The organism is Chloroflexus sp. MS-CIW-1, from assembly GCF_030444705.1.
Taxonomy (GTDB): domain Bacteria; phylum Chloroflexota; class Chloroflexia; order Chloroflexales; family Chloroflexaceae; genus Chloroflexus.
Map to the genome: position 1 here is coordinate 752027 of NZ_JAUBWR010000002.1, position 16927 is coordinate 768953.

At 51.2% G+C, this 16927-nt stretch carries 13 protein-coding genes; 10 read left to right on the top strand and 3 right to left on the bottom strand.

Features of this window, described 5'->3' with window-relative positions:
• Positions 1-2: 2 nt before the first annotated feature.
• From QTO31_RS16000 to QTO31_RS16045, 10 genes are all read left to right on the top strand, one after another.
• Entirely contained in the window at positions 3-1259 is a 1257-nt protein-coding gene (locus QTO31_RS16000) for an O-antigen ligase family protein (protein ID WP_301430091.1), read from the top strand.
• Complete coding sequence (locus QTO31_RS16005; RefSeq protein WP_301430092.1) at positions 1252-2427, top strand: glycosyltransferase; 1176 nt, start codon at positions 1252-1254, stop codon at positions 2425-2427. Before QTO31_RS16000 ends, QTO31_RS16005 begins: the two co-directional genes overlap by 8 nt.
• Positions 2424-3521 carry a glycosyltransferase family 4 protein gene (locus tag QTO31_RS16010; RefSeq protein WP_301430093.1) on the top strand — a complete coding sequence of 366 codons (1098 nt, stop codon included), beginning with the start codon at positions 2424-2426 and terminating at the stop codon, positions 3519-3521. Before QTO31_RS16005 ends, QTO31_RS16010 begins: the two co-directional genes overlap by 4 nt.
• Complete coding sequence (locus QTO31_RS16015; protein ID WP_367620643.1) at positions 3518-4282, top strand: WecB/TagA/CpsF family glycosyltransferase; 765 nt, start codon at positions 3518-3520, stop codon at positions 4280-4282. The genes QTO31_RS16010 and QTO31_RS16015 overlap by 4 nt, the downstream gene beginning before the upstream one ends.
• Before the next feature lie 526 nt (positions 4283-4808).
• Complete coding sequence (locus QTO31_RS16020) at positions 4809-5621, top strand: phospholipid carrier-dependent glycosyltransferase (protein ID WP_301430096.1); 813 nt, start codon at positions 4809-4811, stop codon at positions 5619-5621.
• 555 nt (positions 5622-6176) lie between these two features.
• Entirely contained in the window at positions 6177-7550 is a 1374-nt protein-coding gene (locus tag QTO31_RS16025) for a sugar transferase (protein WP_301430097.1), read from the top strand.
• A gap of 327 nt (positions 7551-7877) precedes the next feature.
• A complete protein-coding gene (locus tag QTO31_RS16030; RefSeq protein ID WP_201771232.1) occupies positions 7878-8207 on the top strand; it encodes a HEPN domain-containing protein in 330 nt (109 codons plus the stop codon).
• Between the two features lie 76 nt (positions 8208-8283).
• Positions 8284-8592, top strand: coding sequence for a nucleotidyltransferase domain-containing protein (locus QTO31_RS16035; protein ID WP_201771231.1), 309 nt, complete (start codon positions 8284-8286; stop codon positions 8590-8592).
• Positions 8593-8913: 321 nt separating this feature from the next.
• Positions 8914-10266: a glycosyltransferase family 39 protein gene (locus QTO31_RS16040; RefSeq protein WP_301430099.1), complete on the top strand. Its 1353-nt coding sequence runs from the start codon at positions 8914-8916 to the stop codon at positions 10264-10266.
• Between the two features lie 72 nt (positions 10267-10338).
• Entirely contained in the window at positions 10339-11670 is a 1332-nt protein-coding gene (locus tag QTO31_RS16045; RefSeq protein WP_301430101.1) for a Wzz/FepE/Etk N-terminal domain-containing protein, read from the top strand.
• Between the two features lie 132 nt (positions 11671-11802).
• Here the strand turns inward: QTO31_RS16045 and hutH are convergent, their stop codons facing one another.
• The 3 genes from hutH to hutU form a co-directional block, all read right to left on the bottom strand.
• The gene (hutH, locus tag QTO31_RS16050; RefSeq protein WP_301430102.1) at positions 11803-13368 is read right to left on the bottom strand and encodes a histidine ammonia-lyase; all 1566 of its coding nucleotides are present in this window, start codon (positions 13366-13368) and stop codon (positions 11803-11805) included.
• Positions 13369-13657: 289 nt separating this feature from the next.
• Positions 13658-14947: an imidazolonepropionase gene (gene hutI / locus QTO31_RS16055; RefSeq protein WP_031460837.1), complete on the bottom strand. Its 1290-nt coding sequence runs from the start codon at positions 14945-14947 to the stop codon at positions 13658-13660.
• Positions 14948-15140: 193 nt separating this feature from the next.
• Positions 15141-16832, bottom strand: coding sequence for a urocanate hydratase (hutU, locus tag QTO31_RS16060; RefSeq protein WP_367620644.1), 1692 nt, complete (start codon positions 16830-16832; stop codon positions 15141-15143).
• Positions 16833-16927 lie beyond the last annotated feature (95 nt).

A 16927-nucleotide genomic window follows, 5' to 3' on the forward strand; every position in this document is an offset into this window, starting at 1 on the left:
AGATGAAAGGTTTCTGGCAACGAGCTGAGCTGATCTGGCATGTCGTAGCATTGACATTATTATCAGGTGCGTTTATACCGCTGTGGCGCGACCTGACATTCGGTGATCCTTTAAAAAGAGGGGGCGATCCGATCCAACAAATCGTCTTAGTTGCTGCCTACAGCGGTCTGCTGTTGTGCTGGTGGTACCGGCGACAAATGGTTATGGCTGCCGTTAAGGGATGGTTGATCTGGCTCGTCGTTGGATGGGCAATCGTTTCAGTTCTCTGGTCGCAAGATTCCACTCTTACGATACGTCGCAGTGTAACACTCTTGCTGGCTACGCTGTATGGCCTGTTTCTGACAGTGCGCTATCCTCCGCTTACCGTTCTACGACTACTTGGCTTCACGATGATAGTGATCCTCGGCGCCAGCCTGATCAGTGTTGCACTGGGAGCGTCGTGGGCAACAATAGACCCTTACTATCTGGGTAGTTGGAACGGTGTCATGTTTCACAAAAATGCTCTGGGACGATTGAGTGTGCTGGCGTTACTTATTTTTGGCGTATTGTTCCAACAGACAACCAGGCCCTGGCAGGTTGGTTGGGCGGTCGCCGGTCTGGCAGGCTTGCTCTTAATAATTGGATCCCAGTCTGCATCGGCAATTGTTGTGCTCAGTCTAGTCGTGATTGCATGGTTGATGTTGGTTCTCATAAATTCGCTATCTCATCAACAACAGCTCCAGGTAGCAGCACTTAGCCTTGGTACTGCAATCCCTGTTGGGAGCTTGATATGGTTTTTCAGTGCCGAAGTAGCGGCATTCCTTGGCCGTGATCTCACCCTGACCGGTCGCTTACCATTGTGGCAAGCTCTGTGGTCAATTGCCTGGAAGCAGAGTCTCCTTGGTTATGGTTTCGGTGCTTTCTGGCTTGAGTCAGGCCGCATGATAGAATTAGATATCGCTCTGATGCGGCAACGCTTCTGGTGGGCCCTTCACGCTCATAATGGCTATCTCGATATCTGGCTGGAAGTTGGTTTGATTGGTCTTGTCCTCACGTGCATCCTGTTGATCGTTGCTCTGTGGCGAAGTTTGCAAATGATACAAAGAAAGCGGGCCGGTAGCTATCTCTATTTTGTATGTCTATTTATCATTTTCTTACTGTTGCATAACCTTTCTGAAGCAATGTTACTCGAAAGTAGCCTGGCAAAAGCAATTTTCTGGATTCTTCTTTCGTGGTCATATTTCTCTGTTACTCAGCATACGGATAAACAGAATGGCTGATAATATTCTTGTATTCTGTAATCAACCGTTGCCGATTTCTGAGACGTTTGTTTACCACCAGATTGCCGGTCTCAGGCGATACCATGCCATCGTATTAGGTGTGAAGAAACCGAAGGGACCAGGCATTGATCTCTCCGGGCTTGATGTGCATCTGATTAGCCATGGCGGAATACGTGGCACAGTGCGCGAATTCGGTTTGAAGATGTTCGGCTACGTGCCCCAATCAGTACGCCAATTGCTCCGCCAATTCCGCCCAAAGCTGGTTCATGCGCATTTTGCTCCTTATGGTGCGATTGCTATCCCAATAGCCAGACAGTTCGGTTTACCATTACTGGTGAGCGTTCATGGTACCGATGTCACAATGAGCGATGCTGCTATCTGGCGTTCGTCGTACTTTGCTCACCGCTTGTACCTGTTGCGCCGCCATACCCTCACGCATATGACAAGCCGGGTGATCGTGCAGTCTGATTTTTTGAAGCGTATTGTCATCGAACGGCACGGTTTCAGGCCAGATCAGGTTGTGTGTATCCGGTATGGCATTGATACGGCTCAGTTCCATCCTCGACCTGGTGCTACCAAATGGGGCAGTATTTTGTATGTCGGTCGCTTAGTTGAACGAAAGGGTCTCTCGTTCCTGCTCCATGCTCTGGCTCTGCTACAAGCACGTTTTCCCGATCTGCACCTGACGGTGATCGGTGATGGACCGCTGCGTGAACAGTATGAAGTTTTGGCCTCTCAGTTGCTTGGTCGGCGTGTAACCTTTCTTGGTGCTCAGCCGACCACAATGGTGCGGCGTTATCTGGAACAAGCCTACATATTTTGCATGCCAAGCATCACTATGCCGTCAGGTGAAGCGGAAACACTCGGCGTCGTTTTCCTCGAAGCAATGGCAATGCAGGTGCCGCCAGTCAGTTTTCACAGTGGTGGTATTCCAGAGGTGATCATCCATGGCCAAACCGGGTTTCTGGCTAGAGAACGCCAGACCGAAGAATTAGCCCACTACATAGAGATACTCTTGACCAATCGGCAACTTCGCGATCGCATGGGAGTTCAGGGTCGGCAGTGGGTTGAACAGGAATTTAATCTGGTGAAACAGAACGCAAAGTTAGAAGCATTGTATGATGAAGTGATTGCTGAGGGTAGTTGTTACAGACGATCATCATTATGAGTAAGCAGTTTATACTCAACATTGTCACGCAAATGGAAGCAGGTGGCGCTCAAAAGGCGGCAACTCAGTTCTGTGAGCGATTAATACAGCGTGGTTTCAGATCAGAGGTCTGGTTTTTATATAAGAAACGACCAACATATATCAACCGATCATATGTTCGATGGATTTGTGAGGAGAAGCCAAGAACGATTCGAGAGTTTCTGGTTTTGTTTATCAGACTGTATTGGTGGTTACGCCAAGCAAAACCAGATGGATTGATTACTTATACACACTATGCAAATGTTATTGGGCAGTTTGTGGCCTATCTGGCCGGTATTCCTCATCGATTGTCTACACAACGTAATCCTTGCTGGAGTTATCCGATCATCGCTCGCTGGCTCGATCTAGTCCTAGGAACCGTTGGATGCTACACATCAAACATCTTTGTTTCCCAAAGTGTAGCTCGGTCGTTTCAATCATATCCAACGGCGTATAACAAGCGTAGTGTAGTTGTCACAAATGGGTTGGTCAAACCAAACGTATCTTGCAACAAATCAGAGGCAAGAAGAAAATTTGGATTGCCAATGGATCGAGTGATTGTAGTGAATAGTGGTCGTCTTGCATATCAGAAAAATCAACAATTATTGATAGAAGCCATCTGTGGTACGGATAATCCCAACTGGTATCTAGTCATTGCTGGTGATGGTGAACTACGTCCTTTTCTTGAACAAATCATTCGTGATAGGAATTGTACTGATCGGGTTAAATTACTAGGTGAATTACCTCCAGAACAAATTGGAGATCTCTTGATTGCAAGTGACATCTTCGCTTTTCCTTCAAGATTTGAGGCTTTCGGCTTTGCCGCTGTTGAAGCAATGATGATTGGTTTACCGATAATTGTAACTGACATGGACGTCAATCATGAAATTGTCGGCGATTCGGGAATCTTTTTGCCAATTGACGATCCAAAAACATGGCAAGAGGCAATACAATTACTGGCATCGAATGAAAATTTACGCCAGACATTAGGTAATGCTGCTGCAATACAGGCCCAACAATATGATCTCGATCTGATGGTAGATAACTATATTAAGTATTTGTTTAGAACGCCATGAAGCCTCCTCGTCTGCTAATCCTTAATGTTACTGTTAATCCTCTCTCTATAACGGAGCTTAATCATTATATCAGTGAGTCTATTGATTGCCAAAAATGTTGGATCATCGCTCATCATAATCTTCATAGTGTTTATCTTTATCAACGTGATATAAAGATGCGAATGTTCTACAAGCGTGCAGACATCGTTCACATTGATGGTATGCCTCTCGTCTATTGGGCGCGATTACTAGGATATCCGGTCAGCCGCGAACAGCGAGTCACCTACGTTGATTGGGTTCATCCCTTATTGGCACTGGCAGCTTATGAAGGATGGCGTGTCTTCTATCTGGGCGGAAAACCAGGTGTCGCTGCACGTGCAGCCGAGCGTTTACGCTGCCAGTATCCATCACTGATCATTGGCACGCACCATGGATATTTTCGGTCTGATGAAAATGATACGGTATTGGCAACAATTGCCGATTTCCGGCCTCATATCTTGATGGTCGGCATGGGCATGCCACGCCAGGAATATTGGATCCTGGACAACCTTGATCGAATCCGAGCAAATGCCATTCTGACCGCAGGTGCATGCTTTGACTACATCGCAGGTGAAATTCCGACGCCACCACGCTGGATGGGACGCATGGGATTGGAGTGGCTCTATCGGCTCATAAGTGAACCTAGGCGTCTGGGGCGTCGCTATTTGGTCGAACCATGGAGCTTGCTGCCCTTAATGATTAAAGACATTCAAACAAGATTCTTGCAGCGACATCGAATATGAATCTGCTGTCAACACCGTTCTTATCGTTGCAACAGTCGTTGATTTGGTTATACCTCCCTGATCTGGAACCTTGTGCCGAGTCGTTATGAAACAGAAGCAATAGTATGAGCCTGAACATTCAGCATTTGGTCTGGTATATTGCCGGTCTGGTTTCGATTTGCGTCTTTGTCTTGTTTTCTGGAAAGCTGGAAACGTATCGGACGTACCATGGCGATGAAACTTACTGGATCAGAAGTGGCCAATGGACATTCCAAAAGATGTTTGTTGAAAAAAATTATTCTTCAGAGGTATAGTCGAAAGAATACGGCCGTCATTTTGGTTTATTTGGTACACGAACTCCAAATGTAGCAAAGTTGATTATTGGTGGTGTACTGCATCTTTTTGGTTATACAACTATTCCTCTCCCTATCACCTGGGATTGGAATGATTCGAGGAGAATATCAAAAAGGGCAATGCAATTCCGGTTGCAGAACTGATCGTAGCTAGACAAGCTATAGTGCTAGTTACTGCTATTACAGCGGGCTTCATGTTTATTATTGGTTTTCATCTCCCGATGTCGCAACGTCAATACTCCTGGATAACTGCTTTATTGATTACCGGGGTATTTCTGTCTCATCCGTATGTCGCCAGATTAGGCAAGCAAGCAATGATCGACATGCCTATGATTTTGTTCAGCATCATAGCGATCTATGCCATCTGGCGTGGTACTAACCCTACATTAACCACATTAGATGCGCTAAGGTGGGGGATTATTTCAGGGTTGTCTAATGGAATTGCTATTTCAACAAAACTTAATGCAATATTGCTTTTGATAAGTTGCTTGTTGGTTGGATTGATAAACGTGTATTACTCTCGCTCAAAACCAAGTGTGCTCCTAGTGTTACCGATTTTGTTCTTTCCAGCCCCTGTCTTCTTCCTCCTCAATCCTCAAACATGGTCTGACATCGGTGCGGGAATTCAGATGATGATAGAACATTCAAACATTATTGCCGCCCGTCGTGAACGACTCCCAGAAGCTGCATTGTGGACTATCGGTGATAAGGTTGGTGCGTTTCAGAATGCAGTGTTTGGGAATCCTTTCAATGGCATCCTATTTCTCATTGGTTTCTATTTACTTCTGAGAAACTGGCGACAAACCTACCCTCTGATCGTATATGGCGTAATCACCATGGCAGGAGTCATTGTGTGGACACCCCTGAATTGGGATAGATATTATCTCCCGGCTGTACCGTTTTACGCGATCTCTGTTGGCTACCTTGTTGGTAAAGTATTAGAATCGACTTCTATCCTTACAGCACGTGAAGATGTTTCATCATTAAGGAAAGAGTCAAGCGGATAACATCAAATAATGCGCTCATCATAGTCGATCAACGCATTGGTGTTCTCCATGAAACCGTCTGATGCACTACACGTGTGTGACCCTGGGGTACCAGTGGCAAAGGATGTCACTCCGCAGATCCTGTTATGGGGACAGATTACAAAAGTCCATAATCATCGATCATCCAAAGCAAAAACGCACCACTGAGAGCAAAGAGATTGCAAAATATAATGGACTGGCCAAAAGAAGTGTGCCTGGCTCATCAAAGTATAAAGTTGGAATGTTCGCTTTAATATGGATATCCTCCGTTTTTTAATGATCTTTTTGTAGTGAAACAAATGTTCATCCCCAGCCAAGCTTTCGATGACATTCCAGAGCACGATTCCCTGAAATGAACAATAAAAATACTTTTACGAAATTCTAACTTCCCTCTCCAGATTATCATTGCATTGACCCATCACAATCCTCCGTGCTATACTATCTACCGGCATACCCCACGTTATGGGTTTGTTCCGGTTGATATGGTGTGAAGGCGCGGCCACGATGCCGGCAAGCGTCTTCACGTAAGGAGCCGGCATGCTAGAACGCCTACGCTTACGCTTGATTGGGAGCGTTCTTGCCTGGGATGTGATCGCAACAGTACTGTGCCTTGCCTTCGTTATTCACTCTGAACCGGTTGCCTCACGGTTCCGGTGGTTGCTCTACGTTGGGGTTGCGTTGATTTGGGGTCTGGTTTTCATCGTCCTGGCGCCACAACGCGCACTGTTTACCCGTACCCTCCTCGAAGCGTTTACGCGCCTGTTTCTCGCCGTTTTTCTGGCAACGACCTCGTTGGCAGGTTTTCTCTACCTGATAAATGGTGTTGTTCTTGAGCGCAGCGCCTTTGCTCGTTTTGTGATATGCGATCTGGTAGCGCTGAGCGTGATTCATCTCGGTTTCCGCACGATTACGCGCTGGCAGCAGCAACGGGAGAGTGGCCGACGCACGCTGGTGGTCGGCGATGCCAATACTGCTTTACGCCTGGTCGATGAGTTTGGTCATCGACCCTGGATCGGGCTACACATTGTGGGATATGTCTCTGATGAACGTGACGCACCGGTAGAACTGCCTCGCCTAGGTCATCTGGCTGACCTCGTCGGCCTTGTGCGCTGCTATCAGATCGATGAAGTGATCTTTGCGCTCCCGCCATCACGTCACGATACAGTGGTCGAACTATCGCTGCAATTGCTGAAAGAGCCGGTAATGCTACATACGGTGCCAACGACTCTTGACCTCGTCTTTGCGCGCACACCAGTGGAAAGTATCGGCGGTATTCCGCTCATCTCGCTACGCGAATCGGCGCTGACCTCATCACAGCGGTTTGTGAAACGGATGTTTGACGTTATCGTGAGCACCATCTTGATCATCCTGCTCGCACCGGTGATGCTCTTGATAGCTGTTCTGATTAAGCTGGAATCACCCGGTCCGATCATTTTTCGTCAGGAACGCATCGGTGAACACGGACGGCGCTTTCAGATGCTGAAGTTTCGCACGATGTATCAGGATGCTGACCGGCGCTGGCAAGAGGTGGCAAAACGTGATGATCAGGGACGGCTGCTTCACAAAGTGAAGGATGATCCACGAGTGACACGGGTTGGGCGGAAGTTACGGCGGACATCGCTCGATGAACTACCGCAACTGTTTAATGTGTTGCGCGGCGAGATGAGCCTGGTCGGGCCACGACCTGAGATGCCCTACATTGCGGCAGAGTATGAGCCATGGCAATGGCAACGGTTTCGCGTTCCCCCTGGGATTACCGGCTGGTGGCAGATCAATGGTCGGAGTGATAAGCCAATGCATCTGCATACAGAGGATGATCTCTACTACATCCAGAATTATTCGTTTTGGCTAGACCTACGTATTTTGATGAGAACATTGATTGTGGTTTGGAAGGGGCATGGCGCCTATTGAGAGTATGTCTGACAAGATGTTCATGCTACACTCGTGGATCAAAGTGTGTGTGCTAACGTGAGCAAGTGAAACCCTTTCTGAGCAGTCGCCCGACGATGTGCGACCGAGCATTGCAGTGTAGTTTAATCCGAATACCCCGTCATCATGTTACGGATGAAGCCTGCTGATGGAGGAAAAGTGATTCACGACCAGCCTGATGCAGATAGGGTCACACGGTAAAACAGTAGACGTAGGGATACAACGGTTTGCAAAAGAGGGATTAGTGGCTATATGATATGATAGTATTGTGGTCATTGTACCGTTAATTGCGGAAGACCGAATGTAGGAATGGTCGTTGATGAATCGCTGGAAAGACTGGTACGAGCAAGGGAAGCGAGACTACACGCGCGCCCTCTTAGACAATACGGGTACTACGAATGGGCCTGCTTTACGTTGCAACAATCGTCTGAGAAGGTAATCAAGGCATTAGGTCTCGTTAGAGGAATAACCCTGTGGGGGCACTCCCTTACCGAAATGCTCAAACGCTTGAGACAAGACCTGGAAATACCCGAGGAAGTGTTAGATAGCGTCCGTCTGCTGGATATGTATTACATTCCACCGCGCTACCCAAACGGTTTTGCGGCGGGAAAACCGGCTGACTACTTTACCGAACGATAGGCGAGAGAAGGTCTCTATGCGGCGGATCGAGTCATACAGTTCTGTGAAAGCTATCTCCCTGAATCGTGATGAGGTGATGCGACAATTGCGAGAGGTCTCGGCGAAAGCATTGGCGATCTTCCCCCACCTGCAAGAGGTACGCCTCATCGGCTCACTGGCAACCGGTTCTCATACCGGAACGAGTGATGCTGATCTGCTGTTGCAAGTGAATGAGCCAATTGCGAATCCGCTGGAAGTGATCAAACCATACTTCTTCTTTTTTTCACGCCATCTCGACATAGGGATCGACATGGTGCTCTACGATAAGGTAGTTGCAGACGAAGTGCAGCAGATGCTGCGGGGAAGCATCGTGTTGGCCAGTCGAATAGGTGATGAAGAACATTAAGCGCCTATCCGAATAACTTGTCGTCACGCTACAACGAGTGAAACTCGTCGATGGATTCAATCCAACGTGCGATCAGTCTGATACCAAATATCCCCTGTGATGCAAACCGATCTGGTAAGGTGACAACATTCGATGACCTTCATCTCCCACCACAAGAGATTTCGGATAGGCTCTACGTAGAAAGCTCGATACCAGGGATGCCGATCTGAGAGGAATCCGCGAAGGGCTACCAAACCAAGTGACCGCATGGCACACATCGAAGTACCTGTTACTAGCAATGAGGCATCGATCTCTAACCAAATACCTCGCTGGTGGCGGTTTATGACGCTCACAAGGGACGAATGGCTGGTCATACGCTGGCTGGCGCCACTCGCCTTTCTCCATACCTTGATCTACGTGTTCCTGGTTCCACCCTGGCAGCACTACGATGAGCCAGGTCATTTTTTGTACACGGCGTACATCATCCGTGGTGGAGTCACCGCGCCAGACGATGTGGCGATTGCCCGCGAAGTTGCCGACTCGATGTATCGCCATCGCTTTTGGCCGCTTGGGGTAAAGCCTGACCTGCTGAGTCCGCTTCCACCGGGTATTCCAACCGATCAGCGACAGCACCCGCCGTTTTACTATGAAGTAATGGCGTGGCTCCTTAGTCCACTTCGTTACTTACCGGTTGAACATCAGCTTTACGCTGGTCGTATGATCAGTGCCTTTCTGATGATGTTAACGGTTGTCACCGTATGGCGAGTTGGGTGCATCGTTTTCGCCAATGAACCACAGATGGCAGTAATTCTGGCGCTGCTCGTTGCGACTATTCCGGCATTTACCGATCTCATGAGTGCCTTTAACAGTGACGTGCTGATGAATTTTGCAGCGGTAACCGCGTTTCTGGGCTTTGCTATCCTTATGCGTGATGGCTGGCGGTTAACCGGTTTGGGGCTGGCCATCCTTGGCACGATGGTTGCAGTCCTCACCAAGCGCACAGCAGTACCGCTCCTCATTCCGCTGATTCTGGCGTTGATCTGGACTCTCTGGAGGCGTCCGATCCGCTGGTGGGTGTATCTGGCAGGGAGTGTTGCCTTCACCAGCGTGCTGCTGATGGTCAGCTTTACCTTCAACAGCCAAGGGCTGCATCCGCGTCCGTGGCTGGCGATGGTCGAGCAAGAGTATCTGCGCGTTAAGATCGTGCCATGGCTCCTGTCGTGGGGCAATTGGGAGCGGGCGTGGCCGTGGTATCGACGCACCCTCGAGGTTGCGCACAACCATTTTTGGGTACGCCTGGCCTGGGGCCATATCGCGGTCTGGCCACCGGTAGGTGATTGGCTCTTTGCCGGATTGAGTATTGCCGCTATCGTTGGTTTGCTCCGCGGGATATGGCAGCGGACATTGCTAACGTCAGGCTGGCAATCACGCTGGTTGTGGCTCTGTGTCGTGGCAGTGGTGATAGCATGGGTTGCATTATTCGGGCGGTTGCATCCTCTTGGCGATGGGACTCCATATATTCCGCGTGGTCGCTACCTTTACTGGGCCATGCTGCCTACTACGTGGCTGCTGATAGTAGGCTGGCGACAGCTCTGGCCTGAGCAATGGCGACGGCTAACGCCGTACATCTTACTCGTTGCTGTTGCGATATTTGATCTCGCGGCGCTCCTAACATTGGTACGTTTCTACTATTGACGATTGTTGACGAAAAACGCCTTGTCTGCTACTATCATTGGTCGCTCGGGCTAAAAAACGGAGTTTGGAAGCATGGACGATGAAATCGATTTGAGACCATATCTGAGCGCTATACTTCAACGGTGGTGGATCATTCTCGGCACTGCCTTAGGTGTAGCTATTATCGCAGGCTTCATCGCCTGGCTGCGAACCCCACCCTATACCGCCAGTACATCACTGCTAATTATACCGGCAAGCGCCCAGGTCACACTGGATAGCCGGTTTACCAGTCGCGATTCATTCCTGTTCACAACTACCGCGAATCAGCGTGAAGCATTACTTGGTCTGGCTCGTGATCCAACGCTGGAGGAGCGGGTAGCTACAATCCTCGCGGCTGAAGGAGGGCTACCGAATGATTACCAGTTGGGGGCTTTACGTGATCGGGTGACAATTGAAACGAATGGTGACTTAGTGCGGATCACTGCTCAAGCTGAAACTGCCGAAGCTGCCCGTCGCCTGGCGCTTTTGTGGGGGCAGGAATATACCCGCCTGGTCAATGAAACTTATACCCGGGATACCAGTTCAATCGAGCAGGTTGAACAACAACTGGCCGAAGCCCGTGAACGCTATAAGACGGCCCAGGCCGAACTAGAGGCATTTCTCGCCGGCGGGGAAATGGCCGTAGCTGAGCAAGAGGTACGTCGTCTTTCCGATCTGGTCAATAGTGCACGCTCAGCCGGCACAGAACGTTTTTCCGATTATTTGCGGCGCAGTAATGATCTTGAACAAATTTTACGTGATGTACAATTGTTGCGTGCACGATTGATTGACCAACCCGACGATACGACCAATGTGGATGATGCGATTGCTGCGCTATTGCTCCGAATCCGAAATCTCAGTGCACAGGGAAGTGACCGTCCTATCTTGCAACTCGATAGCTCCTTGAGTAGTAAGTTGTCGGTAACGGTGGCCGATCTAGATCGACTAATGACGACCCTCAACGCTGAATATCGTGCAGTGCGTCAGGAAGCGGAGCGCCTCAGTGAACTACCACCCGCTGAGTTGAGTCCCGATTCGAGTCAGCTACTTTATGAACGACTGGCTGCCGCGCAAACTCGGCTCGAGCAGTTAAATGCTCGCCAACGCGAACTTTCTCGTAACCGTGATCTTGCATTTAGTTTGATCGAGGTATTACTCCGGCGCATTGACGAGTTGCGGGTAGCAAATGCTGCTCCGCAGGTGTCGGTGCGATACCTCGGGACGGTTACCAATCCTGTAACCGCAATAGGTCGAACAGTGCTCACTCAGGCTGCAGTAGGTGCGCTGGCCGGCATTGTACTGACGGTGATGGTCATTGTGGTGCTTGAGGCGATGGCCGTGGCGCGGCGAAACACTGCATTAAACCCAAAACCGGCAGGAGATTAGTCTCCTTCTGTTTAACGTGTGCTGTATTTACGGGTATGGGGCGGGTTGGTAACCCGCCCTTTTAGATTGTTGACGATCAACGTCCTTGTGCTCCTGATACTCCAAGCCCTTGCCTTTGTACCAAGTGGGCGACTATTCCGCTTCATTGCCTGTACCTGCGGCTGCAATCTTCCCCTGTGCTACCAGTTCGCACATCGTTGTGATGTAGGGATGCAGGAAAGTGTCTTCAGCCACAAATGGCACGTGTTGACGTATCAGATTGTATACCGGTGCAGTACCGCGTCCCAATCGCGCATTGCTACCAAGTTCTTGCCGACGAAAGTCAATACCCTGGGCCGCAGCAAATAGTTCGAGCGCCAGAATCTGGCTGACATTGTCGAGAATGGTACGCAGTTTTAGCCCAGCCGTGACACCCATACTAACATGATCTTCGACGTTGGCCGATGTTGGGATGCTATCAACGCTGGCCGGATGGGCCAAGACTTTGTTTTCGGTTACCAGCGCTGCTGCAGTGTATTGCACGATCATAAATCCGGAATTGAGACCACCAGCGCGAGTCAGGAATGCCGGTAAGACGTGCGTGTTAGAAGCTTCATCGGTTAACCGCATTAAACGTCGTTCAGCGATATTCCCCAGTTCGGCGACCGCCAGACCGAGATAATCGAGAGCGATAGCCAATGGCTCGCCATGAAAATTACCGCCAGAAATGATCTCGACGTTGCCTGTATCATCAACAAAGATCAGCGGGTTATCGGTAACGGCATTCAATTCAATATCAAACACCCAGCGTGCGTAGGCAATTGCATCGCGTACAGCACCGTGTACCTGGGGAATACAGCGGAGCGTGTACGCATCTTGCACATGGCGCGGATCGTTGTTACGCACGAATTCACTACCGGCCAGTAAACGACGGAGATGGGCGGCACATTCGATCTGCCGTGGAAAGGGACGCAAGGCGTGGAGCCGAGCGTCGAAGGCGGCGGGTGTGCCGTGAAGTGCCTCCAGGCTGAGACAGCCAGCAATGTCGGCAGTGGCACTCAGCAGCTCGGCGCGGCTGGTTTCAAGGACACCCAATGCGCACATCACGGCAGTACCGTTGGTTAAAGCTAATCCCTCTTTGGCAGCCAGTTCGAGCGGTGGCCAATGCAAGCGGGCTAATGCTGTTGCTGCCGGTAGTATTTCTCCCTGCCATTCGACCTCACCTAGCCCGATCAGAGGCAAGGCCATATGGGCAAGCGGTGCCAGATCACCACTCGCACCCAGCGAACCCTTGCAAGGGATGCGGGGATGCAGGCCGCGGTTAAGCATATCAATCAGGCGTTCGAGCGTTTGTAGTCGTACACCCGAATGTCCTCGCGCCAGTGTGTTGGCCCGGATAAGCATAATGGCACGGGTTGTAGGAATGTCAAAGACCGGTCCTACTCCCACGGCGTGGCTCACCAGGATGTTGTGTTGCAAGCGGCTGACCTGATCGAGTGCAATCACGCGATCCTTGAATGCACCAAAGCCCGTTGTGATACCGTAAGCGATAACTCCCTGCTCTAGTAAGGTCTGCACAGCCTGAGCGGCCCGTGCGACTCGCACTCTGGCTGCTGGCGCCAGGCTCACCTCCGGTGAGCCGGGTTTACCGTAAGCAACTGCTACCACTTGTTCGAGCGTCAGACTTTCACCATCCAGAATGACTTCGTTTCCTTGCATAGTCCCTCTTCATAATGTCCTGGTACGTTGTTATTTCCCTGGGAGCACGGACTGCTGGCCCGCGTCCTATCGTGCATGGCTGCCATTTGACGCATCGGCACATCATCACCCCCGTTTGCAGAGAAAATCGGGGAAGCTGCATTCCCTCCTCGCCCTTTTGGGCAGGGAAGAGGTATACCGGACACACTGTGACACGAGTGCTGACACGTCTGAAAATCCCTGGTCTTCATCCTGCTGGTATCACAGGGTTGCAAACCCGTTCTCGCGACAACAATACAGGTCGTCAGCATCAGGACATCCGCTCATTCCAGACAACCTGCCCTCGCTTGATGACCTGTGCGACGGGAGCACCACCCAGCTCGTATACGAGCCAGCGGTAATCGTTCGCTGCCAGAATCAGCAGGTCAGCCTGCATGCCTGGCATGAGAGCACCGACTCTGCCACCTAAGCCAATGGCGTATGCTGCATTAACGGTCGTTGCCAAGAGTGCTTCTGCCGGTAGCATCCGCAGATAACGACAGGCAATGGCCATGGTAAGCGGCAACGACAGTGACGGCGCCGATCCGGGGTTGGCGTCAGTACTCAGCGCCACAGCAACTCCGGCATCGATCATCTGTCGAGCAGCGGCAAAATGCGTTGTGCCAAGATTGATCGAAACCAGCGGTAAGAGAACAGCGATCGTAGAACTGGCGGCCAGGGCCGAAAAGGCTGTCGTGCTGGTAACATCGAGATGATCGACCGAGGTGACATCTACTTCCAGGGCCATTGCCAGCCCACCCAGTTCGTTAAACTCATCGACGTGTGCCTTCCGTGGCAGACCGAGATCGCGGGCAGCCATGAGTACCCGCCGACTTTGGGGAACCGTAAATGCTCCACGCTCACAAAACACATCGACAAAAAGGGGGATGGCCTGGTCGGCAAATGACGAGCTGTGATACCAGCGCCGTGCCAGTGGCAACATCGTTTCGACAACTAGATCAACATAGCTATCGGCGCGATCAAGAAACTCCGGTGGTACCGCATGGGCAGCAAGAAAGGTCGGCACCAGTTCAATCGGTTGTAGAGCAGCGAGTTGTTCAATGACTGCCAGTTGGCGCAACTCGGTGTCGCATTCAAGACCGTACCCGGTCTTCACCTCAGCAGTGGTTGTGCCTAGACGCAGCATATGAGCCAGGCGGGGCAAGGTCTCTGCAACTAACGTCGCGGTCGAGGCCGCACGGGTTAGGCGTACCGTGCGGAGAATACCACCACCAGCAGCCATAATCTCTTGATACGTAGCTCCGGCACAGCGTTGCTCGAACTCGGTTATGCGTTCGCCAGCGTAAACAATGTGGGTATGGCAATCGATTAGACCAGGGCATACAGCCTGACCGGTAGCATCGATCTCTTGGCGGGCAGTGAAACGGCGCCGTAGCTCGTCGCTTGGTCCGACAGCGACAATCGCCGGGCCACGAATTGCCAGAGCACCTTGTGTGATGATACCAGCATCACGCATCGCAATACCCCGCCGGGGGCCGGGTGGCCCGGCACAGGTGACAATCTGGGATGCTGAGTGAATAAGAAGGTCACATTGTTCCATAGGTCGCTACTTTCAAACTGATCATGACGGTTCTGAAGGGAAGGACTGCCTGCATGGTGATGTTTTACCGGTTTGTTGCACCGCTGCATAGCAGAGATGTCTTGCTTCATCAACCGTCCTGAAACCACCGAGCTAACACGTCACAACCGGAGGAGGGTTCAGAACTCGCTCCTCCTGGTGCGATCTGTGCCCATCACTCGTCGTGCGACAACACATGAGTTTCCGTAATGTCGTGATTCGGCAGCATCGGTATATCGATACCGTGACGACGGGCAAACGCGATGGCTTCGGGATAACCCGCATCGGCATGACGCACAACACCCATACCTGGATCGGTTGTCAGAACACGCTCGATCCGGCGGGCAGCTTCAGGCGTACCATCGGCAACGATTACCTGTCCGGCATGGATGCTGTAACCGATACCCACACCACCACCGTGATGAATGCTCACCCACGTAGCACCGCCAACCGCATTGATCAGCGCATTGAGGAGTGGCCAATCGGCAATCGCGTCGGAGCCGTCGCGCATACCTTCTGTCTCGCGGTTAGGACTGGCAACCGATCCTGCATCAAGATGATCGCGACCGATCACAATCGGTGCTTTTACATCACCGCGAGCTACCAGTTCGTTCAAAAGCAAGCCAGCTTTAGCTCGTTCGCCATAGCCAAGCCAGCAGATCCGTGCCGGTAGACCCTGAAAAGCAACGTGATCGCGAGCGAGACGTAACCAGCGACCGAGGTGTTCGTCATCGGGAAAGAGATTGGCAATTGCACGGTCAGTAACATAGATGTCTTCAGGATCACCAGACAGGGCTACCCAGCGAAACGGTCCTTTCCCGGCGCAGAACAGAGGGCGGATATAAGCTGGCACAAAGCCCGGATAACTAAACGCATCACGTACACCGGCATCAAAAGCGCGCTGACGCAGGTTGTTTCCGTAGTCAAACACAATGCAACCGCGCCGTTGCCATTCGAGCAACGTTCGCACATGTTCGGCCATTGAGGCCATTGCCCGGCGATCGTACTCTGCCGGGTCACGCTCACGCAGTTCAGCCGCTTCTTCCAGTGATAATCCGGCGGGAATGTAGCCATAGCGAATATCATGGGCGCTGGTTTGGTCGGTTGCTACATCTGGCAGCACACCGCGCCGTAACATTTCAGGTAGTATCTCTGCTGCGTTTCCGATTAATGCAATCGATAATGGTCTTCCACTTGCCCGTGCTTCTTCAGCCCATGTCATCGCCTCTTCGAGATCGTCACTGAGTCGATCCACCTGCCGCAGCCGCAGACGGCGCTCGGCACGCCAGCGGTCAACCTCGATAGCAATCACAACTCCTTCATTAAGGGTCACCGCTAGCGGTTGTGCACCACCCATCTCGCCCAAACCGGCAGTAACCACCAATTTTCCACGTAGTGTTTCCCAACCCGCAGAACGGGCCAATGCTCCGAAGGTTTCGTAGGTTCCCTGTAAAATGCCCTGGGTACCGATGTAAATCCAGCTTCCTGCCGTCATTTGACCGTACATTGTCAGTCCGGCAGCTTCCCAGCGGTCAAAGTTTTCTTGGGTAGCCCAGGCCGGTACCAGATTGGAGTTGGCGATCAGCACACGTGGCGCATCAGGATGGGTACGGAAGACAGCAACCGGTTTTCCCGACTGCACAAGGAGTGTCTCATCCGGTTGCAGGCGACGCAGGGTAGCAAGAATCGCATCGAAGCATTCCCAGTTGCGTGCTGCCCGGCCACGTCCACCATAGACGATCAGGTGCATCGGATCAAATGCAACATCGGGATCAAGGTTGTTCTGGATCATGCGGTAAGCAGCTTCGATCTGCCAGTTGGCACAATGAAGTGTTGTCCCACGAGGAGCACGAATCGTGCGGTTCATCACGTACCTCCTTGTACAATGATGGCGTTCGTTGCTAATATGCCGTTATGGTAACGCTGAATAAAGCTCTCAGCAAGTGAAGCGCGACAATGCCT